Raw genomic sequence first — 25,393 nt, 5'->3', positions numbered from 1 at the left:
GCTGCCACGTCGTTCGGCGATCGCCCTGGCCACAGCAGGCGCGCTGGCCTCAACAGGAACCGCCTACCTGGGGGCACGCAGTCTGTTGGTCGGCCAGGCCACTCACGCGCGCACGATCATCCCCAAGTCATGGGACATCCCGCCCCGCGCGGACGGCGTGTACGTCCGCGGTGGCGGCCCGGTGGAGCGGTGGTACCGCGGCATGGCGGTCGATCTGCACCTGATGATCTTCGGCGACTCGACGGCCGCCGGATACGGCTGCCTGAGCGCCGAAGAGGTACCCGGGGTACGGATCACGCGGGGTCTGGCCGAGCAGACCGGCAACCGAATCCGGCTGAGCACCAAGGCCATCGTGGGCGCCACCTCCAAGGGCGTGTGCGGTCAGGTCGACGCGATGTTCGTGGCCGGCCCCCCGCCGGACGTCGCGGTGATCATGGTCGGCGCCAACGATGTGACGGCCCTCAACGGCATCAGCCAGTCGGCGCAACGGCTGGCGTTGTCCGTCCGCAAGTTGCGCGCCCGCGGCGCCGTCGTCATCGTCGGCACCTGCCCGGACCTCGGATTCATCAGCGCCATCCCCCAGCCACTGCGTTCGGTGGCGCACGAGCGTTGCCTGCAACTCGCCCGCGCCCAGACCGCGGCGGTCCGCTCGGCCGGCGGGGTGCCGGTGCCGCTGGCGCAGCTGATGGCGCCGCCATTCCGCGCCACCCCGGACGCTATGTTCTCCGCCGACGGCTACCACCCCTCGGCGCCCGCCTATGCGCTCGCGGCCGATGCGCTGCTGCTCGCCCTCTGCGAAGCGCTGGGCGAGGAGGTGGAGCGTGCGCCGCTGAGCGTGCCGGTGCCGGCGGCGACGCCGGTGCTCGGCCAGCGGCACACCCGCAGCAGCGTGATGTCGCGGCTGTGGCGGCATCCGGCACGCGGACCTGCCCCGTCTTCGTGCCCCGAGGTGGGCAGCGACTAGATTTGGTCTCGCCCGTCGACCGCCCGATGGTGCAGCGAGCCGACCCCCGTCTGTGGGATCTGAAGGGAACAACCATGCCTGAAGCCGTCATTGTCTCAACCGCTCGCTCGCCGATCGGCCGCGCGATGAAGGGGTCGCTGGTCAACATGCGCCCCGACGACCTGACCGTGCAGATCGTGCGCGCCGCGCTCGACAAGGTGCCCGCCCTGAACCCGCACCAGATCGACGACCTGATCCTGGGCTGCGGGCAGCCCGCCGGCGAATCCGGATACAACCTGGCGCGCGTCATCGCCGTCGAACTCGGTTTCGACTTCCTGCCGGGTACCACCGTCAACCGGTACTGCTCGTCGTCGCTGCAAACCTCGCGGATGGCCTTCCACGCGATCAAGGCCGGCGAGGGCGACGCGTTCATCTCCGCGGGTGTGGAGACCGTGTCCCGCTTCGCCAAGGGCAGCGCCGACTCGTGGCCGGAGACCAAGAACTCGCTGTTCGGTGAGGCGCAGGAGCGCTCGGCCGCCGCGGCCGAGGGCGCCGACGAGTGGCACGATCCCCGCGCCGACGACAACATTCCCGACGTCTACATCGCGATGGGGCAGACGGCCGAGAACGTTGCGCTGTTGACGGGCATCAGTCGTGAAGACCAGGACCACTGGGGAGTGCGCAGCCAGAACCGCGCCGAGGAAGCGATCAAGAGCGGGTTCTTCGAGCGGGAGATCACCCCGGTGACCCTGCCCGACGGCACCACCGTGAGCACCGACGACGGCCCGCGCCCCGGTACCACCTACGAGAAGATCAGCCAGCTCAAGCCGGTGTTCCGGCCCAACGGCACGGTGACCGCGGGCAACGCGTGCCCGCTCAACGACGGCGCGGCCGCGGTGGTGATCACCAGCGACACAAAGGCCAAGGAACTGGGCCTGACACCGCTGGCGCGCATCGTGTCCACCGGGGTCAGCGGCCTCTCCCCGGAGATCATGGGCCTAGGCCCGATCGAGGCGACCAAGAAGGCGCTTGCGCGCGCGAAGATGTCGGTCAGCGACATCGACCTGTTCGAGATCAACGAGGCGTTCGCCGTCCAGGTGCTGGGTTCGGCGCGCGAGCTGGGCATCGACGAGGACAAGCTGAACGTGTCCGGCGGGGCGATCGCGCTGGGCCACCCGTTCGGCATGACCGGCGCTCGCATCGCCACCACGCTGCTCAACAACCTGCAGACGCACGACAAGACGTTCGGTCTGGAGACCATGTGCGTTGGCGGCGGCCAGGGTATGGCGATGGTGATCGAGCGGCTGAGCTAGCCGTCTTGCTGGGGTGCCTTTAGCCGGGCGCCCGGGCGTCGCGTGTGAATCCTGGGCGGCGACACGCCGAGCGACCCCGTCCGTCACGTCACACTCAACGCCGTCACGTCGCACTCAACGGCGTCAGCTCACGAAAAAACCGGCACGCCAACGGGGCGTGCCGGTTTTTTCTGTGGCCGAGCTAGTCGTTCTGCAGATAACTGAGCAGACGCAGGATCTCGATGTACAGCCAGACCAGCGTCACGGTCAGACCCAGCGCGATGCCCCAGGCCGCCTTGTCCGGCGCGCCCGCGCGAACCATCTGGTCGGCCGCATCGAAGTCGATCAGGAAGCTGAACGCCGCGATCCCGATGCACACCAGCGAGAAGATGATCGCCACCGTGCCGCCGCTGCGCAGGCCCAGGCCGGTGCCGCCGTTGACGTGGAACATCGCCAGCACGAAGTTACCGAGCATCAGGGCCAGCACGCCGAACATCGCGGCGACCAGCATGCGGGTGAACTTGGGCGTCACCCGGATGGCCCCGGTCTTGTAGACGACGAGCATGCCGAAGAACACCCCGAAGGTGCCCAGGACCGCCTCACCGATCAGCGCGCCGGCGTTGGCGTTCGACACCGAGAAATTGGCGAAGACGAACGAGATGGCGCCCAGCACCAGGCCCTCGAGCACCGCGTAGCTCAGCACGATGCCCGGGTTGTCCTGCTTGCGACCGAAGGTGGCCACCAGCACCAGGGCCAAGCCGCCCAGCCCGCCGACCAAAGCCAGCGGCATGGCCAGCGCCACGTCGCGGGCGACCAGGAAGTAGGAGACCACGGCGGAGAGCGTCAGCACGGCCAGCGTGATGCCGGTCTTGGTGACGACGTCGTCGATGGTCAGCGGACGCGAGGCCCTAGCCTCTTGGTACGGGGCCTGATAAGGAGCCGCGTAAGGGTCGGCGCCGTAGCCCTGCATTGGGGGCGCGCCAGTGCCGAATTGCGCGTATCCGCCCCTCTGCTTAGGCAGCGAACGAAATACCGGGTTGCTTGTCTCCCGCACCGTCGGATCCTCTCTAATTGGCTTCGAGCTGTGCGAACACAATCTCAACGATCGGCGTTGCACCCTGGTTCCCAGCGGACCTGGGCGTTTTCCAGTGGATATGGCCTCCGCCGTTGTCGTCGCGTTAAAGATAACCCTTACCCGCGGGTACCGCGGTGGTCGCGACGATCTAGATTTCTTCCTCGAGGCTGGACCGGCTTAAGGGAGGCAAGGGCGTGAGCGACGAATCCGATGAGGTTCTGACCGAAGTCGAGGGACGCGTCGGCCTGATCACGCTCAACCGGCCCAAGGCGATCAACTCGCTGAATCAGCAGATGGTCGACGCCCTGAGCACCATCCTGACCGGCTGGGCCGACGACGACGCGGTGCGCGCGGTGGTGGTCTCCGGCGCCGGTGAACGCGGACTGTGCGCGGGCGGCGACGTGGTCTCCATCTATCACAGCGCCCGCAAGGACGGCGTCGAGGCGCGACGCTTCTGGCGCGACGAGTATCTGCTCAACGCGCAGATCGCCGAGTTCCCCAAGCCGTATGTGGCGCTGATGGACGGCATCGTGATGGGCGGTGGCGTCGGCGTCAGCGCGCACGCGAACACCCGGGTGGTCACCGACACCTCCAAGATCGCCATGCCCGAGGTCGGTATCGGCTTCATTCCCGACGTCGGCGGCGTTTATCTGCTGTCTCGCGCGCCCGGCGGGTTGGGCCTGCACGCCGCCCTGACCGGGGCGCCGTTCTCCGGGGCCGACGCCATCGCCATGGGCTTCGCCGACCACTATGTCCCGCACGACGACGTCGAGGCGTTCCGCCGCGCGGTCATCACCGACGGCGTCGAGCAGGCGCTGGCCAAGTACGCCGTCGAACCGCCACCCAGTGAGCTTGCCGCGCAACGCAACTGGATCGACGAATGCTTCGCCGGTGACACCGTTGAGGACATCGTCGCCGCCCTGCGCGGCCACGACGCGGGTCCGGCCGACGACGCCGCCAACCTGATCGCCACCCGTTCCCCGATCGCGCTGTCGGTGACCCTGGAGGCGGTACGCCGCGCCGCCAAACTGGAGACGCTCAAAGACGTTCTGGTGCAAGACTATCGGGTGTCATCGGCGTCGCTGCGCTCGCACGATCTGGTGGAGGGCATCCGCGCGCAACTGATCGACAAAGATCGCAATCCGAAGTGGTCGCCGGCGCAGCTGTCCGCGGTCACCGCGGCCGACATCGAGGCGTATTTCGTCCCGGTCGACGACGACTTGAGCTTCTAGAAAGGCGGTTTGGATGACAGACACGGCCCCCAAGACCTACGAGACCATCCTCGTCGAGCGCGAAGAGCGTGTCGGCATCATCACCCTGAACCGGCCGAAGGCCCTCAACGCGCTGAACACTCAGGTGATGAACGAAGTAACCAGCGCAGCAGCCGATTTCGACGACGATCCCGGCATCGGCGCGATCATCATCACCGGCTCGGCCAAGGCGTTCGCCGCCGGCGCCGACATCAAAGAGATGGCTGAGCTGACGTTCGCCGACGCCTTCGGCGCCGACTTCTTCGCCCCCTGGAGCAAGCTCGCCGCGGTCCGCACCCCGACGATCGCGGCGGTGGCCGGGCACGCGCTGGGCGGCGGCTGCGAGCTCGCCATGATGTGCGATGTGCTGATCGCCGCCGACACAGCGAAATTCGGCCAGCCGGAGATCAAACTCGGTGTGCTGCCCGGCATGGGCGGCTCGCAGCGGCTGACCCGCGCCATCGGCAAGGCCAAGGCCATGGACCTCATCCTGACCGGCCGCACCATCGGCGCAGAGGAGGCCGAACGAAGCGGTCTGGTATCGCGCGTGGTGCCGGCCGACGACCTGCTGACCGAGGCCAAGGCCGTCGCAACCACCATCTCGCAGATGTCGCGCTCGGCGGCCAGGATGGCCAAGGAGGCCGTCAACCGCGCGTTCGAATCCACCCTGGCCGAGGGACTTCTCTACGAGCGCAGGCTGTTTCATTCGACCTTCGCAACCGAGGATCAATCCGAAGGGATGGCGGCCTTCGTCGAGAAGCGCGCGCCGAACTTCACCCACCGCTAGGACGCTTGCATGAGCGAACCGGTTTCCGCGACAAACACCGAGACGGACCACAAACCGCCGGACGACGTCGAGGAGTCCGCGGCCCCCGAGCCGGGCGCAACACCACCGGCACCCGCGACGCGAGCCGGGCGCGCAGCGCCCACCCTGCCTTGGACCGAAAAGCCTTGGTGGGTGCGGCATTACACGTTCACCGGCACCGCGGTCGGCGTGGTCTTCATCTGGCTTTCGCTAACCCCGTCGCTGCTGCCGCGCGGCGCCTTGTTCCAGGGACTGGTCAGCGGATTGTCCGGCGCCATCGGCTACGGCTTGGGCGTCTTCGCGGTCTGGCTGGTCCGCTACATGGCCGGCAGGCAATCCAGCCCACCGCCGCCGCGCTGGGCGTGGCTGGTGCTGGTCCCGGTCGGGCTGATCGGCATGGTGCTGATGGCGATCTGGTTCCACGTCTGGCAGGACGACGTGCGCAACCTGATGGGCGTGGAGCACCTGAAGTGGTACGACTACCCCCTGGGCGCCGTGCTGTCGGTGGTGGTGTTGTTCACGGTGGTCGAGGTCGGGCAATTCATCCGCTGGCTGGTCAGATTCCTTGTCGGAGAACTGGACCGCGTCGCTCCATTCCGACTGTCCGCAACGATCGTGGTGGTGGTGCTGGTGACCCTGACCATCACCCTGCTCAACGGCGTCGTGCTCAAGTTCGCCATGCGCACCATGAACCACACCTTCGCCACGGCCAACGAAGAGATGAACCCCGACACCGCTCCCCCGAAAACCCCGCTGCGGTCGGGTGGCCCGGAGTCGCTGGTGTCGTGGGACTCGCTGGGCCGCGAGGGCCGCATCTTCGTGGAGGGCGGTCCGACCGTCGAGCAACTCACCGCGTTCAACGGAGACCCGGCCGCCGAGCCGATCCGGGCCTACGCCGGGCTGGACTCGTCGAAAGGTATCACGGCGGCCGCGGAGCTGGCGGCCCAGGAATTGCAGCGCACCGGCGGGCTGCGACGCGCCGTCGTCGCGGTGGCCACCACCACCGGCACAGGCTGGATCAACGAGGCGGAGGCCTCGGCGCTGGAATACATGTACAACGGCAACACGGCGATCGTGAGCATGCAGTATTCGTTCCTGCCGAGCTGGCTGTCGTTTCTGGTGGACAAGGAGAACGCCCGGCACGCCGGACAGGCGCTCTTCGAGGCCGTCGACAGGCTGATCCGCCAGATGCCCGAAGCCCAGCGGCCCAAGCTGGTGGTGTTCGGCGAGAGTTTAGGATCGTTCGGGGGCGAGGCGCCGTTCTTGAGCCTGAACAACGTGCTGGCGCGCACCGATGGGGCGTTGTTCAGTGGGCCCACGTTCAAAAACACCATCTGGACCGATCTGACGTCCACGCGTGACGCCCGATCGCCGGAGTGGTTACCGATCTACCAGGACGGTAAGTATGTCCGATTCATCGCTCGCGCAAAGGATTTGGCGCGTCCTGACGCGCCGTGGGATCACCCGCGCGTGGTGTACCTGCAGCACGCGTCGGATCCGATCGCGTGGTGGACCCCGGACCTGTTGTTCAGCAAGCCCGACTGGCTGAACGAACCGCGCGGCTATGACGTGCTGCCGCAAACGCGCTGGATTCCGGTCGTCACGTTCCTACAGGTGTCGGCCGACATGGCCGTGGCGGTCGACGTCCCCGACGGGCATGGCCACCACTACGTCGCCGCCGTCGCCGACGGCTGGGCGGCGGTGCTGCCACCGCCGGACTGGACACCGGAGAAAACGGCGAAATTGCGTCCGCTGCTGCACTCCAACGAGACGAGTTAGGTAACGAGACGAGTTAGGTAACGAGACGACTCAGAGCCAGCGGCGCGCGGTGCCGCCGGTGTCCGCGAACACCGGATCGACCCGGCCCCCGGCCAGCTCGCTCAGCACGCCGGCGCCGGCGAGCGCGTGGTAGCCGCCGATGACGTCGGTGGCGCGGTGCAGGCCGATGTCCAGCAGCGCGGCCGCGGCCAGGCTGGACGTATAGCCCTCAGAACACAGGATCACCCATTCGACGTCGTCGCCGACGGCCTGGGGCAGCCTGGCCTCGCTGGTGGGATCGCAGCGCCACTCCAGGACGTTGCGTTCGATCACCAGCGCCGAAGGCACCTCGCCCTCACGAAAGCGCTGGGCCTCCGGCCGGATGTCGACCAGCACCGCGCCGCGCCGCAGCGCGTCGGGCACTTCGGCGGCGGGCAGGCGGCGATACCGGCGCCGGGCGGATCTCACGACGACGTTGATGCGGCTCATAGCGATCCTTCCGGCTGGTCGGTCAGTTCGGTTCGGTTGCGGCGCAACGTCTTACGGTCGGTGATGTCGTAGTACGACATCGCGGTCAGGGGCGGCGAGTAGGCATGCACGCTCAACGTCGGCCGCACCGGCCCCGAGCTGGCGCTCGCCGCGGCGGGCAGTGTCACGGGCACGGTGACGGGCCGGGGCGCCCACACCACGTCGTGCACCCAGCCCAGTGGAAACCCGGCCTGATCGCCGGCGTCGAGCCGACGGCGTCGCAAAGCTCTGCCGTCCCAACGGTATTCGTTCAGCGATCCGGAGATGACGGTCAACGCGCCCAGCGACCCGCCGTGGTCGTGCAATTCGGTCGGGTGGCCGGGCACCCAGCTGATCAGCCAGACGTCGAGTTCCTCGTCGCCGTGGATGCGGGTGAACCAGCGCCGCGACTCGGGTATGCCGCCCTCGGGCAACAGGTGGTCGCGGCGTCCGCTGAGCACATCGTCGGCGGCCCGGTCGGTGGCGTGGAGCAGATCGGGCACTCGCAGCCGGGTGGGGCCGGCGGACGGGACGGAAAGGGTTCGCGGGCGCGGGGCAGCCGCGGTGGCGACGGGCACAGACATCGGGGGAACTCCAGGGAGAAAACGGACAGGGCAAGCGGCGGCGTGTTACGGCCGACAACACTCGCAAAATCCGAAGCGCTCCATCACGGCCGCCAGTGTTGCATAGATTGAGACCGTGCGTTGGTGCGGTGATCGGTCCCGGCGGTGGGGCGCGGTTGTTGTCGCGGTCGTGGTGACGGCGGTTACCGCGTGCTCGCAGGGCGCCCACGGCGGTGCGCCCGCGTCCCCGCCGGCGCGGCAGTCCGGCATCCCCGACGGTCCGGGGTCGGCGCCGGCGGGCTCCGTCGGCCTGTCCCCCGCCGGCGTGACGACCAGGGTCGATGTCCCCGCGGATTCGACCGAAGAGGAGTACTACCAGGCCTGTCACGCCGCGAAAGAGTGGATGGACGCCCAGCCCAAGAGCGACGCGTCGCTGTTCGAGCCCTATTTGTCGATGCTTCAGGCCTCGCCGTCGGGCACCGCGGGCAGCTGGAACGCCCCCTGGTCGAAGCTGACCCCGGCCCGGCAGGCGGCCGTGATCGTCGCCGCGCGCGCGGCCGCCGGCAACGAATGCGGGTAGCGCTGCACCCCGCGATTTCCGCCGCGGCGTAATTGGGATCACGGCTTAAAAAAGTCCCCGCACCGTCCATCAAGGGGTCACTGCCGCGCAAAATGGATGGGTGCCTGACGAACGTCGATCAGAACCGACTCGGGTGGCACTCGCGCTCGGCAGCGGTGGCGCCCGCGGCTACGCCCACATCGGGGTGATCGAGGCCCTGGCGGCGCGCGGCTACGAGATCGTCGGCATCTCCGGGTCATCGATGGGCGCGCTGGTCGGCGGCCTGCAGGCGGCCGGACGGCTCGACGAGTTCACCGATTGGGCCAAGTCGCTCACCCAGCGCACCATCCTGCGGCTGCTCGACCCGTCCATCAGCGCTGCCGGCGTGATGCGGGCCGGCAAGATCCTGGACGCGGTGCGCGACATCCTGGGCCCGGTCGCCATCGAGGAACTGCCGATCCCCTACACGGCGGTGGCCACCGACCTGCTGGCGGGCAAGTCGGTGTGGTTTCAGCGCGGCCCCCTCGACGAGGCGATCCGCGCCTCCATCGCCATCCCCGGCGTGATCGCCCCCCACGCGGTAGAGGGGCGGCTGCTCGCCGACGGCGGCATCCTGGATCCGCTACCGATGGCCCCGCTCGCCGCGGTCAACGCCGACCTGATCATCGCGGTGAGCCTGTCCGGCAGCGAGGCGATCACCACCCGCGAACCGGAGCCGGGCGCCACCGTCGAGTGGTTGACCCGCATGCTGCGGAGCACCTCCGCGCTGCTCGACACGGCCGCCGCCCGGTCGTTGCTCGATCGGCCGACCGCGCGGGCATTGCTGAGCAGATTGGGCGGCCCGGCTGGTGAGTCGGACAGCTGGTCGGACCTCCAGGACGACGAGCAGCCGGCGGCCGGTGACGAGGCCGGCGAACTGCCCGGTGCGGGAACCGAGGTGCCGAGGCTGGGCAGTTTCGAGGTGATGAACCGGACCATCGACATCGCCCAGGCCGCGCTGGCGCGCCACACCCTGGCCGTCTACCCGCCCGACCTGCTCATCGAGGTCCCACGTTCGACGTGCCGGGCCCTGGAATTCCACCGGGCGGCGGAGGTGATCACCGCCGGCCGGGCGCTGGCGCACGAGGCGTTGGAGGCGCTGGAAGTCCAGGGCGCCCAGGACGTCCCGCCCGCGATCGAGCGCTGAGCGGGAGTCAAATCGGTTGCGCGCCAAGCGCCGTCACACGCCCAGGAAGCGTGCGATGGCCGCGGCTTCGCGACGGCCCTGCTCGCGGCCGGCCATCGCCGACGGGATGCGACAGCCCGGATCCAGCGCATTGGGCCCGAAGGCGGCCAACGAATCGCCGTCGGCGAACACGGCGAGCGCCGCGCCCGCGAACGCCGAGACCTCGGCGGCCGGCCCGGCACCGAACGGCGACGGCGTGTCCACGCCCGAGGGCACCAGCACCACCGCCGTATCGCAGTCGGCGGCCACCACGAGATTGACCGAACTGGCGACCCCGCCGTCCATGTAGTGGCGGCCCGCGATCGTCACCGGTGGCCACGCCCCGGGTACCGCGCAACTGGCGGCCACGGCATCGACGAGGTCGACGCCGGAGTCGCGGTCGAAAACGGTCAATTCGCCGGTGGCGACATCGATCGCGGTGAGCCGCAGCTCCCGGTCCGGCCAGTCGTGCGACGGCAACCGCCGCGCGATGACGTCGCGGCGCACCGGCGCGGGAACGGTTTTGGTCGCGAGCGCCACGGCACCGATCCGCTGCATCTGCTGCCGGGTCCTGTCCAGCGACTCCTCGTACGGCTCCGCCAGGGCGGTCAGAAACAGTTCGGTGATGGTCTCGATGTCGACTCCGGAATCGATCTCGGCGGATGACGCGGAGACCTGCCGGTCGAACAGCTCGTCCAGGGAGTGGCCGCTGCTGAGCTGCGCGGCCACCGCCGAACCTGCCGAGGTCCCGACCAGCACGTCCGACTCGGCCAACAGCCGGGCCGCGGTCGGCGACTCGTCTGCGATACCGCGCAGAATACCTGTCTCCCAGGCGATTCCCGCTATCCCTCCACCAGCCAGCACCAGGGCGCGTTTGGTTGTCACGCCCACCAACTCTGCCAAACGGCGTCAGGCCGGCCGTCGGGTGCTCGGCAGGGCGTGCTGGGAGTCCTGCACCGGCGCGCTCAGATCCGTGCGGCGCAGCAGACGCTTGGGCGGGTCGGGCAGCACCAGACTGCGGGTGACGCGTAGCCCGGCGTCGACGTGAACCAGTTCGCCGGGCTCAAGCAGGCGCCAGCGCGCCTCGTCGTCCATGCGTTCGGTGGCGAAGATCACTGACGGCCGGGTGTACAGATGCTCGGAGCGCGCGTGAATTCGCAAGGTGCGCAAGTCGAATTCGGGATCGTGCGCGATCCCGACATCGGAGCGGTCCAGGATGTAGAGCTCGTGGGTGGCCGGGTAGCGCAGCGCCCACATGTCGGTGGCCGTGCTCAGCAGCACGTTGACCGCATAGATCGGGACGTGCTCGGCGAGCCATCGCACGGCGTCGACGAGGCCGGCCGTGATATCGCCGTCGCGCGCCCGGACCGAGGCGGTGATCAACGCGAAGACGCGTTCGGAGTCGGTGTCGCCCAACACCAAATCGTCGGTGCCGACCTCACGCAGCCGCTCGTCGAGGATGTCCAATCCCTCGAGGACACCGTTGTGCGCGAAGATCCGCCCGTCCTGCAGAAACGGGTGGGTGTTGCGGACGTCGAGCGATCCGGTGGTCGCGTAGCGGACATGGGCGATGACGGTCGTGCCGGTCATCTGATGCGCCTCGGTCGCGAATTTCGCGTCCTGCCAGGCCGCGATCGGCTCCTTGTCCAGGTGCGGTCGGCCGTGTTCGTCGAAGATGCCCAGGCCGGTGCCGTCCGGATTTCTCCTGCTCTGCTGGGACAGGCTGTCCGGCGCATCCAGCAGCCAAAAGGTCGCGGTGCACGCGCGATGCCCGGCGTGCAGGCCAAAGAGTCGGCACATGGCTTCCCACGCTAGCGGTTGCGGGTCAGGCCATCAGCAGGGCCGACAGGTCACGCAGCGCCCGCCGCGCGTAGCCCTTCCACATCCTGCCCAGCAGCGGCAGCATCCAGGCCGTCAGCGCCGACCTCGGGCGGATGTCCCAGCGCCAGGTGATCTCGGTGCCGGCCGCGGCGGGCGTGAAGATCCATTCGCCGATGATGTGGTCGACCAGCAGCGCCATCGGGCCGGTGATTTCGGAGAGCCGGTAGCCGAATGACCGGGGCTCCTCGACGCTGGTCAGTTCCTCGCGCATGCTGGCGCCGCCGGCCAGGTGCACGATGCGGGTTTGGCCCGCCGCGTCCCAGGCGCCGGTCTGCTCGCGGACTTCCGCGATCGGCGGGAACGGTCCGTACCAGCGGTGAAACAGCGTCGGAAGCGGAATCGGCAGGGTGCGGCCGAACGCATCCTGCACCGCGACCGGGGTGACGACGGATTGATCGACGACGAGCGAATGTGCCACGGGGATAAAGCCTCTCAGCTCTGCGCGCCAAATTGCATCGGTCTTGCTCGGTCAGTCCCGGGCTTCGACCACCCAATAGCCGTGCTCGGCATACCGCGCCCGGATGGCCTTCTTGTCGTACTTGCCCACGCTGGTGCGCGGAATCTCATCGACGAAAGTCCACCGTTCGGGTAGCCACCACCGAACCACCTTGTCCGCGAGGAACTTTCGCAGGTCCTCGGCGCTCACCGACGAATGCTTGGGCACGATGACCGCCAGCGGTCGTTCCTCCCACCGCTCGTCGGGTACGCCGACGACGGCGGCCTCGAGCACCTCCGGGTGGCCGATCAAGAAGTTCTCCAGCTCGACCGAGGAGATCCATTCCCCACCGGATTTGATGACGTCCTTAGCACGGTCGGTCAGGGTGACGAATCCCCGCTCGTCGATGCGGCCGACGTCCCCGGTGCGCAGCCAGCCGGAGTCGAACTTCGATTCGTCGCGGCCCAGGTAGTAGGAGCCGGCGATCCAGGGTCCGCGCACCTCGACCTCACCGACGGCGTTGCCGTCGTTGGGCAGCACCTGACCGTCGTCGTCGACGATGCGCATCTCGACCCCGCAGACCGGCTGCCCCTGCGTGCCGCGGAAGGCCCAATGCTGGTCCTCCGGGGTGCCCGGTGGGGGCCACGCCATGGTGGCCAGCGGCGACGTCTCCGTCATGCCCCACAGCTGGCGGATCTGGACGCCGTGTTTTTCCTCGAAGGTGCGCATCAGCGACACCGGCACGGCCGAGCCGCCACAGACCACCAGCCGCAGCGACGACATGTCGTGGTCGGGGTCCTCCTCGAGGTAATGCAGGACACCGTTCCAGATGGTCGGCACCGCCCCGGTCACGGTGGGCCGCAGGTCCTCGACCAGCCGAACTAGCGACTCGGGGTCCAGGTGACAGTCGGGCAGCACGAGGTCGGCGCCCGCCATCAGCGCCGCGTACGGCAGACCCCAGGCGTTGGCGTGAAACATCGGCACGATCGGCAGCACGCCGTCGGTGGCGCCCACGCCGATGCCGTTGGTCGTACACGCGCCCATGGTGTGCAGGAAGCTCGAACGGTGGCTGTAGACCACGCCTTTCGGGTTTCCGGTGGTGCCGCTGGTGTAGCACATCGCAGCCGCGGAGTTCTCGTCGATGTGCGGCCAGTCGAACTTGGTGGACTCGCCCTCGAGGACGTCGGCGTAACGCAGCACGGTCTTGCCCGATTCATGCAGAACTCGGGCGTCTTCGTCATCGCCGACCACGATCACCGTGTGCACGGTCTCCAGGTCGGGCAGCACGGGCGCGAGCAGTTTGACCAGTGACGCGTCGACCAGCACCACCTGGTCTTCGGCTTCGTTGGCGACAAACGCGATCTGCTCGGGGAACAGCCGGATGTTGAGGGTATGCAGGACGGCGCCCATCGACGGCAGGGCGAGGTACGCGACGAGGTGTTCGGCGTTGTTCCACATGAACGTGCCCACCCGCTGGTCACCGGTGACGCCGAGCCCGCGCAGCCCGTTGGCCAGTTGCGCGGCCTGCTGTCCCAGTTCCCGATAGGTCGTGCGCCGGTAGCCATCCCCGGTGGCGGTCGTGACGGTGCGTTCACCGTGCACGGTGCAGCCGTGCCGCATGATCGCGGTGATCGTCAATGGAAAGTCCTGCATCGTGCCGTCCATTGATGTACCGCCTCAATCTCGGCACAGCACGTCTGTGCCAATCCGCGAAATGCGGTGCCCCCGCATTCCGGCCGACCGCGTCAACGCCGTAGGCCGCCTCCACCCTAAGCCCGAATTCGGCGAGAGTGACAGCACCCGGCCGGGCCGAGGATCGATGGCGTGGATCCCGTTCCGCCGGCGTCGCTTTGGTCGCCCAGCCGAACGCGGGCCTCGGCCCTACAACTAGGCCAGGGCCAGCTCCCACTCCGGGAGCTCGGGCAGCCAGCCGGCCACCGACAGGTCCCGGTCGGTGGCGCCGACGGGGGTCTGCGGTGGTGCGGTCGAGGCGATCCGCGCCGCGGTGACCACGCCGGAGTAGTCGGCGATGTAGAGGTGGGTGCCGTCGGGGCTTTCCACCACGCAGGACGGGTGCCTGGAGACCACGACCTCGCCGACGACATCCTGCGTGTCGGTGCTCAGCACCGTGATGCGGTCGTCGCTGACCAGGTAGGCCCGTTCGCCGTCACGGCTGAGCGTCATCCGGGTGAGCGGACCGGTGATCTCGGGAATCTTGTGCGTGACGACGATCTTGGTGGCTCGGGTGTCGACCACGTCGAACACTGCCCCCGCGACCGGATCGCAGCTCGCCACGTACACCGTGCCGCCGTCGTGGCTCGGCGCCACATCGCGGACGGGCAGGCCGATGTCGACGACACCGACGATGCGCGACCGGCCGCCGACACGACGATCGTCGGACCGCGTCCGGGTCTCGATCACGGCGAGGCTGCCGCCGGTCGGCGCGTTCATGCCGACGTACAGACGACGCCCGTCGGCGCTGATCCGCACGCATGCGGTGGTGACACCCGGCGCGGTCGCCAGGTCGATGACCTCGAGTTCACCGGTGGTGGTGTCCAGGACCGTCACATCGGCCCCGCGAGCCGCGTTTCGGCTGGCGTAAACGTATTTCCCGTCCGGGCTCACCGTCAGGTCGCTCACGCTGTTCGCGAGCCGATGTGTGGCGATACGCCAGTTCGTGACGACGTCGATGACTTCGATGGCGTCGTAGCCGGGGGTCGCGGTGCTGACGTAGGCATAATTGGCGTCCGCACTGCTCATGGCGATCGCGAAGGGTTCGGCCAGCCCGGTGACGGTGCTCGAGACGCGGCACGCGTTGGCGTCGATGACCGAGACCGCGTTGCGGCCGTAGTTCGTAACCACCAGCCGGCGCCCGTCGGGGCTGATGTCGATGTCGCTGATCGGACCGTTGTGCAACGGGACTCGAGTCACCGAGGTGGCGTCAAGCTCGAAGACTTCGCCGTCTCGATCGTCGTGCGCGGCCGTAGGGCCCGTCACATCGTTCACGCTGGCACCGCCTTTGCTGTGTTGTCGGCTCTGGTGGGCGAAGTGGCGAGACCGCCGATACGTACACGGCAATTGGCCTCCGGCTCCACCGGCTTCAGCACCGAAAGGCGCTGACGAGACTGGTTTTCGGTAGTCTACTGGCCAAAAATCGCCCAACAGCGGTTCGAAATGCTCGACGTTAGCTACGTCACTCCGCGCACTTAGGTTCTGCTCAGACTTTTAATCACGCTGTACTGCACTCGCTTACCCCTAGCGAAAGACAGGCAAACCCGCTTCCGGCGGATTTCATCTGCGCCGCTAACAGCCCACGTGAGCGGCCTAACACCAGTTAAGTTAAGAATTCTCAGGTTTGAGGCGTCGACGAGGGAAAAATCACACCGGCCGCGGCGCTAGCTGAAATGCGTCTGTGGCCGCGCCAACCCGACCCCGTCGACGATGATGTCGAGTTTCTCGTTGTAGAACGCGATCAGACCGGCGATCTGGCCGACCGCCGGAAGTGGATAGTGGTAGGTCCACGCCAAGTCCTGGTGGACGGTGTCACCGACGCGCACCGACCAATAGCCCGACGTTATTCCCTTGTATGGACACAACGTCTGCGTCGCGCTGGGTTCCAGGTGTTCGAACGCGACATCGGTCGGATCGATGTAATACCTTGTCGGCAAACCTGTTTCAAACAGCAGCACGGGACAAACGGTGTCGGCCAAAGCAATTCCATCGATTTCAACCCTGATGTGCCGGTGCGAGCGCAGGGCGTCGACGCGCGAATACGGGTTGCGCGGGTGACCGTAGATCGGCTCGTCTTCTTCGAACCAGCGCAACGCATTCCACTCGAACCTGACCGTCCCGGCCAACGGTCCGCCACCGTGGGTGTCGAATACCCGCGCGGCCGACACATGCGTCTGACCGGCACCCACCAGGGAGTGCAGCCGCGACGGGCCGAATTGCACCTTCTGGGCGTGGTTTTCGTCGTGCAGGGACTCGGAACGAACGTCGGCCAGCGGGATGTAGTACTGGGGGTAGTAGGGGACTTCCCACACGTACCGGGCGGCGGTGGTGTCGAAGACCAGTGCATCGCCGAGATAACCACGGATCCGCCGTGGGGCGGGCTCGATCCTGCCGCGCGCGGCGGCCATCTGAGGGTAGTCGGTTTCGGCGGTCATCGCTGATTTACTGGTGTCTGGAGGCCAGTCCGGCCGGTGCGTGACCGATCGCCCTGCGGATGGCGTCGGCGAGCGCGAGCGCGCTTTCTTCGGTCAATTCCAGAGCCACCCGTGCCGACGGGCCGAGCTGCGGGTTGATCACGTCGATGTTGACCGTGTGGCCGTAGGGGGCATGGACGGGATGGTCGACGTACACCGTCGCGCGGTTGGCGCCGAACCATCCCGTCGCGCCCTTGCCGCTGCCGTCGATATCGACGTGTTCGGTGAGATAGGTGCACATAGCCGGTGCCTAGCCTTTCAGGTAGGTGGTGAAGAACTCGTCGATGCGCTGCCAGCCGTCCACCGCGGCCTCCGGCCGGTACGCCGGGCGGTCGACGGAGAAGAACGAATGGCCCGCGCCCTCGTAGGAGTGGAACTCGTGCGGCTTGTTCAGCTTGGTGAGCTCGGCGTCCAGGGTGGCCACCGCGGGGGGCGCCGGAAACCGGTCGTCGAGACCGAACAGGCCCAACAGCGGGCAGCTCAGGTTGGATGCCAGGTCCAGAATCGGCTTCATGGACTTGGGCATGCCCTCGGGCGGGTCCTCGACGATGAAGGCGCCGTAGCAGTCCACCGCCGCGTCGAACGGCAGCGAGCAGGCCGCGAGGTAGGCGTGCCGTCCGCCCGAGCAGTGACCGATGACGCCGAATTTGCCGTTGGCGCCGGCCAACTTACGCAGGTGCTCCACCGCGCCCGCGACGTCACCGACCAATCGCTCGTCGGGCACCCCGCCGGCGGCCCGCGCCGCGGCGGCCGCGTCGTCGGGCGCCGCACCCGGGGCTTCCCGCGAGTACAGGTTGGGCGCCACGGCGTTGTAGCCGCTGACGGCGATCCGGCGGACGAATTCCTTGGTCTCCCGGTCGTATCCGGGCATGTGGTGGATCCACACGACGCCGCCCCGCGAGCCCTGCGCGAGCGGCACGGCCTGGTAGGCCTCGATCTCGTCGCCGCCGTGGCCGGTGATGGTGATGGTTTCCGCGCGTATGGCGTCGGCGCTGGGTGGGTTCATCGCGACTCCTGTTCTCCGCTCCGGTGGGCATTCCCGTTGTGGCCGCAACCGGATGCGGAGCGCCTGCGGCAGGTCCGGGGCCGCTCCGCCGAGAACCAACGTAGCCGAACCGCGGTGCGGGTTCAGCGCCGCTTGTCGCGCACCTTGTACGTCGAGGGCCACGACTTTCGGGACTCGTCTCCGGTCAACGGAGTTCCCATCCCGCCCACCTTGACAGCGTAGGCCTCCTTGCCCGGACCGACCTCGCGGTTGGCGTGCTCGGTGGCCAGGAAGTAGAGCTCATCGATGGTGGCTTCGTCGTAGGCGACGAACGAGGTTTCCCGCGCGACGTCGTCGATGCCGACCAGCATGCGGTCGGGCAGCAGTCGCGAGGCCACCGCCGCGAGCCCCAGCAGGCCGAAGGGGATGATCCAGTAGCAGAGGAACGACAGCGGGGTCTTCGTGTCCAGCATCAGGGCGGCGGTCGTCCCGGCGGGGCCGGCCAGGATCGGCGGGATCGCCGACGACACCGTCATCCCGGCGAACGTCGCGACCCAAAGCCAGCTCAGGATCGTGACGACCCGGCGGAACAGATCGGTCTTGACGACGTCGGCGGCTTGTTCCGCCGCGGCGAACTCGGCTATGAAGGGCTTGCCGACCAGCATCCCGATCAGCGTCACCAGGAAGATCCCCGCGTTGCTCAGCGGCAGTATCCACCGCTCGAGGAACGATTCACTGAGCGTGAAGGCCAGCACGGCGAGGACCAAAAGCACTGCGGCGGAGGCAAAGTCAAAGAATTGCCACTTCCGGCCCACCACGCCCCCCACGCCCAGGCTGGCGGCGGCGATCACCAGCGCGACCAGGACGGCCGCGGGGAACGGAACGTTACCGACGAGTACCCAATACACGATCCACGGCGCGAGGCCGAACAGCATGCCCATGCTGGGTGAGTGTATGGATGACGATTTTCGGGCCCGTCGGCGGCGGGGCCAAAGTATTGGTCCACGCGGGCGATGGCCGAGGACGGCACCGCATCATGTTTGTCAAAAGCATTATGTTGCAACCGATTCCGTGCACTAGACGGACGGCGCGGTGTTCAGCGCCATCGCCAGAAAATCCAGAAGCCACAGCGACCGGAACAGCGTCAGCCCGAAGTCCTGCACACGCTGCCTGTCCCCCGGCCTGGCGTCGTCGCGCTCCACGGCGGGCGTGTGCGAGTTTTGAGCGGTCGCTGTTCGGGTAACCGACTTCGGCACGACTGTGACCGCAGTGACACGGAGTTAGCAGGGCGAATGGACACCCGGGTGTTGCTCGCCGGCCGCTATGAGGTGCGCGGCAGGCTGGGTAGTGGCGGCATGGCCGAGGTTCGCGACGGGTGGGACACCCGACTTCGCCGGCCGATCGCAATCAAGCTGCTACACCCGGCAGTGTGCGCCCAAAGCGGCATGCGGAATCGTTTTGACGCCGAAGCGCACGCTGCAGCCGCACTCAACCATCCGAATATCGTCGCGGTCTACGACACGGGTGAGCAGGACGGCAGGCCGTTCATCGTGATGGAACGGTTGCCTGGGAAAACCCTGGCTCAGGAGATGGCCCGTGGCCCACTGTCGCAAGCGCGGGTGCGGGCGCTGCTCGACAATGTCCTCGCCGCGCTGAGCGCGGCGCATCGCGCCGCCATCCTGCATCGCGACATCAAACCAGGAAACATCCTGATTTCCGCGGGGGGCGAGAGCCTCAAGGTTGCGGACTTCGGGATTGCCAAGCTTCCGGAGGCGACCAACACGCTGACCGGTCAGATCCTCGGCACCATTGCTTATCTGAGCCCCGAGCGGATCGCCGGTGCGCCTGCTTGTGTAGCCGATGACCTCTATGCGGTCGGCGTCGTGGGTTATGAAGCGCTCGCCGGGCACCGCCCGTTCCCGCAGGAGAACGTGGCCGCGCTCGCCGGCGCCATTCTGCACGGGCGGCCGCCGCCACTCGCCGGGCTGAGGCCCGACGTCGATCCCCGGCTGATCATGGTCATCGAACGGGCGATGGCGTACGACCAAGGGCAGCGGTTTGGCAGCGCCGACGAGATGCGCGCCGCGATGCACGGCCGACGTGACGTGGTCGCAGGCGTGCAAGTCGCCCCGCCGGTGCACCCGGCGACAAAGCCGCTTACGGTGCCGGTGCCCGGCTCGCCCACAAACACTTTCGTCCCGGCACTGGTCCCACCGACGAGCCGCAGGCGAAAGTTGCTGGGCGTTTTGGCGGTCTTGGCGGTACTGATTCTCGTCCCGTTGGCACTCGCGCTTGATGCGTCGTCCTCCCACGCACCCGTTGAGCCGGCGACCACCAGCACGCCGTCGCCGGCTCCGGTCAGTAATGCCCCACCGCCGCCACCCCCGCCAGCACAACAGCCTCCGGCCCCACCAGGGCACGGTCCAGGTAAGGGACACGGCAAGGGCAACGGCGCTGGTCGGGGAGACTAAGCCCGGGCTCGCACAACAGGCCGGACACGAGCAGGCGTGGGCCCGCCCGCCTGCGGGTGTCGATGACCCGAGCGAGGCATCATCATCCAATCCCCTTCCGCTCCAAAGCCTTTCAGCATCACACCATGCTCGAAAACCCGTGCGGTGCCGCTCCTTTCGAGGTTGGCGGCGCACCGGGAGCCGGTCCGGCGCACCTGCCGCGTTCAGCATGCAGCGGGACGTTTGACCAGCAGCGGCGGGCGGTGAATGCGGCCCGAACCGGGCCAACCTGGTGCCCCCAGTCGGACTCGAACCGACACTGGGCGGATTTTAAGTCCGCTGCCTCTGCCAATTGGGCTATGGGGGCCCGGTCGCGAATGTAGCCGACGGGGGGCCGGCTATCCGGTAGGGCCTTTGAGCGCCATGGCCAAAAAGTCCAACCGCCACAGGCCCCTGAACAGCTTGTGCCCGAAATCTTGCAGCAGGGCCCTGTGCTCGTCGGGGACGTCACCCGCGCGTGCCACACATTCGATGATCTCCGCGATGGTGCGGCGGCCGTCGACGTGCTGGACGAAAGGCAGCTGCGCGGGGTTGAGCTTCTGTTTGCCGCCCGGCCAACGGATTTCGTCGCCGGACAACAGGCACGCGGTGCGCAGCAGCGGTACGTAATCGAATGAGGCCGGCAACGCGAAATCGATCGTGTACTGCGCCTTGGGACGTTCCGGGCGGCAGGCCAGGAAGAAGTGGGTGGCGTTGGCCGGCTGCAGGCGTTCCATCACCGACCACAGTTCGGCGTCGGGCAATTGGTTCAACGCCGATTGAAAGCCGCTCACCGGCGTGAGCATGTCGTGCGAGTAGTACGGCGTCTTGTGAAACCATCCCTGGAACGCGAGTCCGGCCGCGGCGACCAGGTCCAGGCATTCCGCGACGGTGTAGCTCCGCGCGCGACTGTGCAGGAACGTATCGACCAGGGCGCCGTCGGAGACGAGGTCGCGCGCCGCTTTCAGATAGCTGCGCACCGGATGGTCGGCCGGCAGCACCGCGACCGCCTCTTTGACCAACTGAACCGAGGCCTCGTCCTGCGACAGCTTGAGGTCGCGAAACACCGACTCGAGCATTTCGACGCCGATCCGGCCGTACTTCGCGTAGAGCATGACCGCCAGGACCCCCTCGCTGCGCAGGCATTGGCCCAGCGCCGTCAGCCCGGCCAGCGGATCGGCCAGGTGGTGCAGGACGCCGCTGGAGACGATGAGGTCGAAGTCGCGCCCGAGCGCCGACGCCTCTTCGATCGGCAGCAGGTGCAGCTCCAAATTCCCCAGCCCGTGCTTGTCCTTCAGCTGCCTCTGGTGATTCAGGGCATTGCCGCTGACGTCGATCCCCACCACCTTGGCGCCGCGGTTCTTAAAGGCGAAGAGGGCGGCCTGAAAGGTGCCGCAACCCGCGATCAGGATGTCGAGGTCCGGCTTGTACTCCCGGTCCGGCCACAACACCCGGTGGGCCCAGAACGGGTCAAACCAATCCCAATGAGTTTCGCTCCAGGCCGCGAGGTCAGCCACCGGGGGCGGATATTCCCACCGATCGTATTGGCGGGAGACACCGTCCCCGCGCGGATCCTCGGTCACTTCGGCGCTGGCTCCTTCGCAACTGGCGGGCCTTCCCGGCATGCCTTGGGTGGTCGCGACAAACTTACAAGCCTCCGCCGGTATCCGGGCGTCAAGAAAACCGCTGGTTAGCTCGTCGAGACAGATTTGCCGGACACAATTAGGATTCGATTCCTGCGCGCCCGAACCGCCACGGAGGAGTCGACGAGTGAAAAAGACGGCACTTTTGGCCGGCCCGGTCGCTGTCGTGGTGGTTGGTGTCGTCGGCATCGTCGCCGCGCCGGTCGCGACTGCCGACCCCGCGGATGACCAGTACCTGCAAACGCTGCATTTGCGCGGCCTCAGCTGGGCGGATGGCGCCGATCAAACGATGATCAATGTGGGGCATGCCGTGTGTACGGACTTCGATGGCGGGGACACGGCGGCCCAGACCATCAGCGATGTGAAGAAGTCGGTCGGGTTGAGCAGCGGCGGCGCCAACATCATCGTGGGCGCGGCGGTTGCGGCGTACTGCCCGCAAAACCGCAGCAAACTGTAGGAGCCGCCGCCAGTGGCAGCGGCACCATCGCCGGGGTGCTGTGACGACCCACTTAACTGCCCGGGGTTCGGGAGCAAGATCCCCTAACCCCTCCCGGCCGCTCGCAAGTTTGCTACCTGACACCTGGAGCAATGCCACTTAATCGCCGGGAGCAAATACCGGCGATCCGCGACGGCCATCCCGTGGTGTGCATCACAGCAGGCCGCACGGCACGCTACTCAGGCAGCCGCCGGAAGCTCAGACCAGTTTGCGCGACACCGGCCCTAGCCGGGCGTCGCCGGAACCGCAACCCACGTCGATCAGACGCACCCGCAACTTCGCGCCGAAGCTCGAACGTCAAGCGGCGCTTGGGGATTTGGCTCCGTTTCGCCATCGCCGGTCGGGTCATCGGGGCCTGGCGCGCGACGGCCGCCCGCCGGCACGGCCACCCGCCCGCAATTAGCCAAATGTCTAACGTGCGGCGCGAACGTGCGTCGACTAGTATCCGCGCGCCACGCGCGATCTCCTGATACGCCACCCGATTTCAGATGACATCACGGTATCGCCCGACAGGAGCTTGTTAAAACTACGACACTCGGCGTTAAGAAGCCGTAAACGGCTGTCACGTGTGCCTTTTCGGCGGGAACGTGGAGTCGGTGGATAGCTAGCCTTTTCCCCAACGCACAGGGGACGTGGCGTGAACACACAGGCCGGCTTATCGCAGGGGGTCGGTCCGTTCCAACACTAGGAGCAACGGATGTCATTTCTGACAACACAAACCGAAGAGATGTTAGCCGCGGAGCAGTTGCTCAGCGGGATCAACACTAACCTGGCGGCGCAGAATGCGGGCGCCGCGTCGGCTACCACCGTGATCGCTCCCGCGGCGGCCGATCCGGTCTCGGCCCAGCAGGCGGCAATCTTCTCGACCTACGGCACCCAGTATCAGGCCGTCGCCGCCCAGGCGCAGGCGCAGCTCGAGCAGTATGCGAGCACCCTGGGCATCAGCTCCAACGCCTACGGCGACACCGAGGCCGTCAACGCGAGTCAGGCCGTGCTGTCGAATCTCAGCGCCAGCCCGCTTGGCACAGCTGCGACCACTACTTCAGGCAGTCCGCTCGACTGGCTTGCATACCTGCTCGGTAGCACAGGCAACGGCACCAACCCGAACATGCTCGGCGGGCTCTTCGGCCTCTCGAGCAACGGTGCCAACATCTTGAACATCGGTGGTGGCAACTGGGCCTCGGCGGGGTCCGACCTGATCGGACTCGCCGGTGGTGGTCTGCTCGACACGTCCGGCGATGCCGCTGGCGCCGGATTGGCCGCGGACGTCGCCGCCTCGCCCGGGCTCGGCGCCACCGCCGCGGCCGGCGGCATGACCGGCATGGGCGGCGTCAGCGCACTGCCGGTGGCCTCAATGGGTTCCGCGACCATGGTCAGCAACCTGGCGGTGCCGCCGAGCTGGGCCGGCGCGCCCGCCCCGGTCGTCACGCCCGTCAGCGCGATCCAAACAGCGGGCTGGACCGCCGCGGCGCCGCAGGCCGGCGCGGGCTCGGTCGTCCCCGGCATGCCCGGGATGGCCTCGGCCGGCCGCAGCAGCGCCGGCTTCGGCGCTCCGCGCTACGGCGTCAAGCCGATCGTCATGCCGAAACCGACCGCCGTCTAAGCAGCGGTCACGGTCACAGACTTCGAATTCGAACAGACAAATAAGGAGCGGGACAAAAATGGTTCTAAGTTTTGCGGCAATACCCCCGGAGATCACCTCCTCGCTCATCTACTCCGGTGCGGGCGCCGCGCCCCTGATGGCGGCCGCGACGGCGTACGCCAACCTGGCCGCCGAGGTGAGCACGACGGCCACCCAGTGGGAGTCGATCATCGCGCTGCTGACCAGCGAGCAGTGGACGGGCGGCGGGTCGGTGGCGGCGGCCGCGGCGGCCCAGCCCATCGTCACCTACCTGACCGAGACGGCGGCGACGCTGGAGCAGGCGAGTGCGCAGGCCACAGCGTCGGCGGCCGCTTTCGAGGCGGTGTTCGCTGCGGTGGTGCCGCCACCGGTGATTGCCACGAACAGGGCCACGCAGGCGGCGCTCGTCGCGTCCAATGTGCTGGGCCAGAACACGCCCGCGATCGTGGCGCTGGACACCCTGTACGCCGAGTATTGGGCCCAGGACGCCGCCGCCATGGCCGCGTATCAGGCGGCCTCAACGGCGGCCGGGACGCTGACCCCGGTGACGCCGCTGACGTCGACCACCGACCCGGCGGCCGCCGCGACCGTGGACAACGCCGCCCTCGCCGGTGGCACGACCAGCGGCACGGCCCAAGCGCTACTCGCCCCCGTCTCCAATGCGGCGGTTTTGACCGCCGCACCCCCCTGGGGGGCGAACACGTTCCCTGGCATTCTGGGCTCGATCGACAATTTCCTCGGCACGCCGGCCGTGTTCAACGGCATCAACGGCGCCGTCAACACCGCGGCCTGGTTCACCATGAACACCATTCCGACGGCGGTGTCGCTGGGCCACACCCTGGGCGCCGTGCCGGCGATCGCCGTTGGCGACGTGGCGCCCGCCGGCGTCGCCGGCATCACCGAAGGCACCATGGTGGGCTCGGTGGCGCCGGGAAGCGGCCTGGGCGCGGCGACAACGGCGGCCGCCGGCCAGGCGTCCATGGTCGGCCGTCTGTCGGTGCCCCCCGGTTGGTCCGCGGCCGCGCCGGCGACGCAGTTGGCTTCGGCCGCCGCCCCGCTCGAGGGCTCGGGCTGGACCGTCGCCTCCGAGGCCGAGCCCGTCACCGCGATGCCCGGCATGCCCGGAATGGCGGCGGCGGCAAAGGGTGCCGGCGCCTACGGGTCCGGCCCGCGGTACGGCTTCAAGCCGATCGTGATGCCCAAGCAGGTCGTCGTCTAGGAGGTCCGCTGATATGGGAAAAGGGGGGTGCATGTCACCCATTTGAGGCGAGCAATTAACCGGTAGGCCGTAATCTCTTTACAACGCGGCCACCACCGCATCAATTACAACTGTTAAGACTTCGGCGAACTGAAGCTTCAAGATAGGAGACAGTCGACATGGCGACACGTTTTATGACCGACCCGCACGAGATGCGGGCGATGGCGGGGCGCTTCGAGGTGCACGCCCAGACCGTTGAGGACGAGGCTCGCAAGATGTGGGCGTCGTCGATGAACATCGCCGGCTCGGGCTGGAGCGGTCAGGCCCAGGCCACCTCGTACGACACCATGGGTCAGGTCAACCAGGCCTTCCGCAACATCGTCAACATGCTCCACGGAGTGCGCGACGGACTGATTCGCGACGCGAACAACTACGAGCAGCAAGAGCAGGCCTCGCAGCAGATCCTCGGCAGCTAACAGTCAA

The 25,393-nt window shown here is 67.7% G+C and carries 26 protein-coding genes and 1 tRNA gene; 12 read left to right on the top strand and 15 right to left on the bottom strand.

The genetic code is table 11. The annotated features are described in order from the left end of the window. Position 1 precedes the first annotated feature (1 nt). Positions 2–964: an SGNH/GDSL hydrolase family protein gene (locus G6N50_RS26785; protein ID WP_142275805.1), complete on the top strand. Its 963-nt coding sequence runs from the start codon at positions 2–4 to the stop codon at positions 962–964. A gap of 74 nt (positions 965–1,038) precedes the next feature. Continuing rightward, positions 1,039–2,256: an acetyl-CoA C-acetyltransferase gene (locus tag G6N50_RS26780; RefSeq protein ID WP_083099894.1), complete on the top strand. Its 1,218-nt coding sequence runs from the start codon at positions 1,039–1,041 to the stop codon at positions 2,254–2,256. Between the two features lie 181 nt (positions 2,257–2,437). Here G6N50_RS26780 and G6N50_RS26775 read toward each other — a convergent pair whose 3' ends face one another. Then, positions 2,438–3,289 (bottom strand): Bax inhibitor-1/YccA family protein, encoded by an 852-nt coding sequence (locus tag G6N50_RS26775; RefSeq protein WP_083099867.1) that lies wholly within the window; start codon positions 3,287–3,289, stop codon positions 2,438–2,440. A gap of 215 nt (positions 3,290–3,504) precedes the next feature. On the opposite strand from G6N50_RS26775, the gene G6N50_RS26770 reads away from it, so the two are divergent. From G6N50_RS26770 to G6N50_RS26760, 3 genes are read left to right on the top strand one after another with little or no spacing between them, the layout of a single operon-like run. Then, positions 3,505–4,542 carry an enoyl-CoA hydratase/isomerase family protein gene (locus tag G6N50_RS26770; protein WP_083099869.1) on the top strand — a complete coding sequence of 346 codons (1,038 nt, stop codon included), beginning with the start codon at positions 3,505–3,507 and terminating at the stop codon, positions 4,540–4,542. A 13-nt stretch (positions 4,543–4,555) separates the two neighbouring features. Beyond that, on the top strand, positions 4,556–5,347 hold the full coding sequence (locus G6N50_RS26765) for an enoyl-CoA hydratase (RefSeq protein WP_083099870.1): 792 nt from the start codon (positions 4,556–4,558) through the stop codon (positions 5,345–5,347). A gap of 9 nt (positions 5,348–5,356) precedes the next feature. Beyond that, positions 5,357–7,144: an alpha/beta hydrolase gene (locus tag G6N50_RS26760; RefSeq protein WP_083099872.1), complete on the top strand. Its 1,788-nt coding sequence runs from the start codon at positions 5,357–5,359 to the stop codon at positions 7,142–7,144. 30 nt (positions 7,145–7,174) lie between these two features. Here G6N50_RS26760 and G6N50_RS26755 read toward each other — a convergent pair whose 3' ends face one another. Both G6N50_RS26755 and G6N50_RS26750 read right to left on the bottom strand, forming a co-directional pair. Continuing rightward, entirely contained in the window at positions 7,175–7,612 is a 438-nt protein-coding gene (locus G6N50_RS26755; protein WP_083099873.1) for a rhodanese-like domain-containing protein, read from the bottom strand. Continuing rightward, complete coding sequence (locus tag G6N50_RS26750; RefSeq protein ID WP_142275804.1) at positions 7,609–8,214, bottom strand: cupin domain-containing protein; 606 nt, start codon at positions 8,212–8,214, stop codon at positions 7,609–7,611. The genes G6N50_RS26755 and G6N50_RS26750 overlap by 4 nt, the downstream gene beginning before the upstream one ends. A 115-nt stretch (positions 8,215–8,329) precedes the next feature. Between G6N50_RS26750 and G6N50_RS26745 the strand changes: the two genes are divergently transcribed. Beyond that, positions 8,330–8,773, top strand: coding sequence for a lipoprotein LpqV (locus G6N50_RS26745; RefSeq protein WP_083099876.1), 444 nt, complete (start codon positions 8,330–8,332; stop codon positions 8,771–8,773). A gap of 100 nt (positions 8,774–8,873) precedes the next feature. Next, a complete protein-coding gene (locus tag G6N50_RS26740; RefSeq protein ID WP_232068840.1) occupies positions 8,874–9,938 on the top strand; it encodes a patatin-like phospholipase family protein in 1,065 nt (354 codons plus the stop codon). 33 nt (positions 9,939–9,971) lie between these two features. Here the strand turns inward: G6N50_RS26740 and G6N50_RS26735 are convergent, their stop codons facing one another. From G6N50_RS26735 to G6N50_RS29815, 10 genes are all read right to left on the bottom strand, one after another. Next, positions 9,972–10,841 carry a patatin-like phospholipase family protein gene (locus tag G6N50_RS26735; protein WP_083099896.1) on the bottom strand — a complete coding sequence of 290 codons (870 nt, stop codon included), beginning with the start codon at positions 10,839–10,841 and terminating at the stop codon, positions 9,972–9,974. A 24-nt stretch (positions 10,842–10,865) separates the two neighbouring features. Then, on the bottom strand, positions 10,866–11,756 hold the full coding sequence (locus G6N50_RS26730) for a class II glutamine amidotransferase (protein WP_083099880.1): 891 nt from the start codon (positions 11,754–11,756) through the stop codon (positions 10,866–10,868). A gap of 25 nt (positions 11,757–11,781) precedes the next feature. Beyond that, entirely contained in the window at positions 11,782–12,255 is a 474-nt protein-coding gene (locus G6N50_RS26725; protein WP_083099882.1) for an SRPBCC family protein, read from the bottom strand. Between the two features lie 51 nt (positions 12,256–12,306). Next, a complete protein-coding gene (locus G6N50_RS26720) occupies positions 12,307–13,938 on the bottom strand; it encodes a long-chain fatty acid--CoA ligase (protein WP_083099883.1) in 1,632 nt (543 codons plus the stop codon). 222 nt (positions 13,939–14,160) lie between these two features. Further along, positions 14,161–15,279: a WD40 repeat domain-containing protein gene (locus G6N50_RS26715; RefSeq protein WP_179970070.1), complete on the bottom strand. Its 1,119-nt coding sequence runs from the start codon at positions 15,277–15,279 to the stop codon at positions 14,161–14,163. A 389-nt stretch (positions 15,280–15,668) separates the two neighbouring features. Continuing rightward, the gene (locus G6N50_RS26710) at positions 15,669–16,439 is read right to left on the bottom strand and encodes a DUF427 domain-containing protein (protein ID WP_083099887.1); all 771 of its coding nucleotides are present in this window, start codon (positions 16,437–16,439) and stop codon (positions 15,669–15,671) included. Between the two features lie 7 nt (positions 16,440–16,446). After that, positions 16,447–16,719 (bottom strand): DUF6295 family protein, encoded by a 273-nt coding sequence (locus tag G6N50_RS26705; protein ID WP_083099888.1) that lies wholly within the window; start codon positions 16,717–16,719, stop codon positions 16,447–16,449. A gap of 9 nt (positions 16,720–16,728) precedes the next feature. Then, on the bottom strand, positions 16,729–17,484 hold the full coding sequence (locus G6N50_RS26700; protein WP_083099890.1) for a dienelactone hydrolase family protein: 756 nt from the start codon (positions 17,482–17,484) through the stop codon (positions 16,729–16,731). 122 nt (positions 17,485–17,606) lie between these two features. After that, the gene (locus tag G6N50_RS26695) at positions 17,607–18,404 is read right to left on the bottom strand and encodes a hypothetical protein (protein ID WP_083099891.1); all 798 of its coding nucleotides are present in this window, start codon (positions 18,402–18,404) and stop codon (positions 17,607–17,609) included. 135 nt (positions 18,405–18,539) lie between these two features. Beyond that, a complete protein-coding gene (locus tag G6N50_RS29815; protein WP_264028815.1) occupies positions 18,540–18,665 on the bottom strand; it encodes a hypothetical protein in 126 nt (41 codons plus the stop codon). Positions 18,666–18,755: 90 nt separating this feature from the next. On the opposite strand from G6N50_RS29815, the gene G6N50_RS26690 reads away from it, so the two are divergent. After that, entirely contained in the window at positions 18,756–19,934 is a 1,179-nt protein-coding gene (locus G6N50_RS26690) for a serine/threonine-protein kinase (RefSeq protein ID WP_163650900.1), read from the top strand. Between the two features lie 269 nt (positions 19,935–20,203). Here G6N50_RS26690 and G6N50_RS26685 read toward each other — a convergent pair. Together G6N50_RS26685 and G6N50_RS26680 are read right to left on the bottom strand one after the other, a co-directional pair. Continuing rightward, positions 20,204–20,280 (bottom strand) — tRNA-Leu (locus tag G6N50_RS26685). Positions 20,281–20,311: 31 nt separating this feature from the next. Next, complete coding sequence (locus G6N50_RS26680) at positions 20,312–21,535, bottom strand: methyltransferase (protein ID WP_083100262.1); 1,224 nt, start codon at positions 21,533–21,535, stop codon at positions 20,312–20,314. 205 nt (positions 21,536–21,740) lie between these two features. On the opposite strand from G6N50_RS26680, the gene G6N50_RS26675 reads away from it, so the two are divergent. From G6N50_RS26675 to G6N50_RS26660, 4 genes are all read left to right on the top strand, one after another. Continuing rightward, positions 21,741–22,052, top strand: coding sequence for a DUF732 domain-containing protein (locus G6N50_RS26675; RefSeq protein WP_158086125.1), 312 nt, complete (start codon positions 21,741–21,743; stop codon positions 22,050–22,052). A 736-nt stretch (positions 22,053–22,788) separates the two neighbouring features. Beyond that, a complete protein-coding gene (locus G6N50_RS26670) occupies positions 22,789–23,694 on the top strand; it encodes a PPE family protein, SVP subgroup (protein WP_083100259.1) in 906 nt (301 codons plus the stop codon). A 58-nt stretch (positions 23,695–23,752) separates the two neighbouring features. Continuing rightward, entirely contained in the window at positions 23,753–24,931 is a 1,179-nt protein-coding gene (locus G6N50_RS26665) for a PPE family protein, SVP subgroup (RefSeq protein WP_083100257.1), read from the top strand. 158 nt (positions 24,932–25,089) lie between these two features. Further along, entirely contained in the window at positions 25,090–25,386 is a 297-nt protein-coding gene (locus tag G6N50_RS26660) for a WXG100 family type VII secretion target (RefSeq protein WP_007771418.1), read from the top strand. Positions 25,387–25,393: the final 7 nt, after the last annotated feature.

This window comes from Mycobacterium mantenii (assembly GCF_010731775.1).
GTDB lineage: Bacteria > Actinomycetota > Actinomycetes > Mycobacteriales > Mycobacteriaceae > Mycobacterium > Mycobacterium mantenii.
The sequence above is the reverse complement of the archived record's forward strand: the minus strand, read 5'-3'. Positions and strand labels throughout refer to the sequence as shown.

Excerpts from the sequence above, each read along its gene's own strand:
- G6N50_RS26780 (WP_083099894.1), top strand. The coding sequence starts at position 1,039 with ATGCCTGAAGCCGTCATTGTCTCAACCGCTCGCTCGCCGATCGGCCGC.
- G6N50_RS26765 (WP_083099870.1), top strand. The coding sequence starts at position 4,556 with ATGACAGACACGGCCCCCAAGACCTACGAGACCATCCTCGTCGAGCGC.
- G6N50_RS26760 (WP_083099872.1), top strand. The coding sequence starts at position 5,357 with ATGAGCGAACCGGTTTCCGCGACAAACACCGAGACGGACCACAAACCG.
- G6N50_RS26755 (WP_083099873.1), bottom strand. The coding sequence starts at position 7,612 with ATGAGCCGCATCAACGTCGTCGTGAGATCCGCCCGGCGCCGGTATCGC.
- G6N50_RS26750 (WP_142275804.1), bottom strand. The coding sequence starts at position 8,214 with ATGTCTGTGCCCGTCGCCACCGCGGCTGCCCCGCGCCCGCGAACCCTT.
- G6N50_RS26730 (WP_083099880.1), bottom strand. The coding sequence starts at position 11,756 with ATGTGCCGACTCTTTGGCCTGCACGCCGGGCATCGCGCGTGCACCGCG.
- G6N50_RS26720 (WP_083099883.1), bottom strand. The coding sequence starts at position 13,938 with ATGGACGGCACGATGCAGGACTTTCCATTGACGATCACCGCGATCATG.
- G6N50_RS26710 (WP_083099887.1), bottom strand. The coding sequence starts at position 16,439 with ATGACCGCCGAAACCGACTACCCTCAGATGGCCGCCGCGCGCGGCAGG.
- G6N50_RS26705 (WP_083099888.1), bottom strand. The coding sequence starts at position 16,719 with ATGTGCACCTATCTCACCGAACACGTCGATATCGACGGCAGCGGCAAG.
- G6N50_RS26700 (WP_083099890.1), bottom strand. The coding sequence starts at position 17,484 with ATGAACCCACCCAGCGCCGACGCCATACGCGCGGAAACCATCACCATC.
- G6N50_RS26695 (WP_083099891.1), bottom strand. The coding sequence starts at position 18,404 with ATGGGCATGCTGTTCGGCCTCGCGCCGTGGATCGTGTATTGGGTACTC.
- G6N50_RS26690 (WP_163650900.1), top strand. The coding sequence starts at position 18,756 with ATGGACACCCGGGTGTTGCTCGCCGGCCGCTATGAGGTGCGCGGCAGG.
- G6N50_RS26670 (WP_083100259.1), top strand. The coding sequence starts at position 22,789 with ATGTCATTTCTGACAACACAAACCGAAGAGATGTTAGCCGCGGAGCAG.
- G6N50_RS26665 (WP_083100257.1), top strand. The coding sequence starts at position 23,753 with ATGGTTCTAAGTTTTGCGGCAATACCCCCGGAGATCACCTCCTCGCTC.
- G6N50_RS26660 (WP_007771418.1), top strand. The coding sequence starts at position 25,090 with ATGGCGACACGTTTTATGACCGACCCGCACGAGATGCGGGCGATGGCG.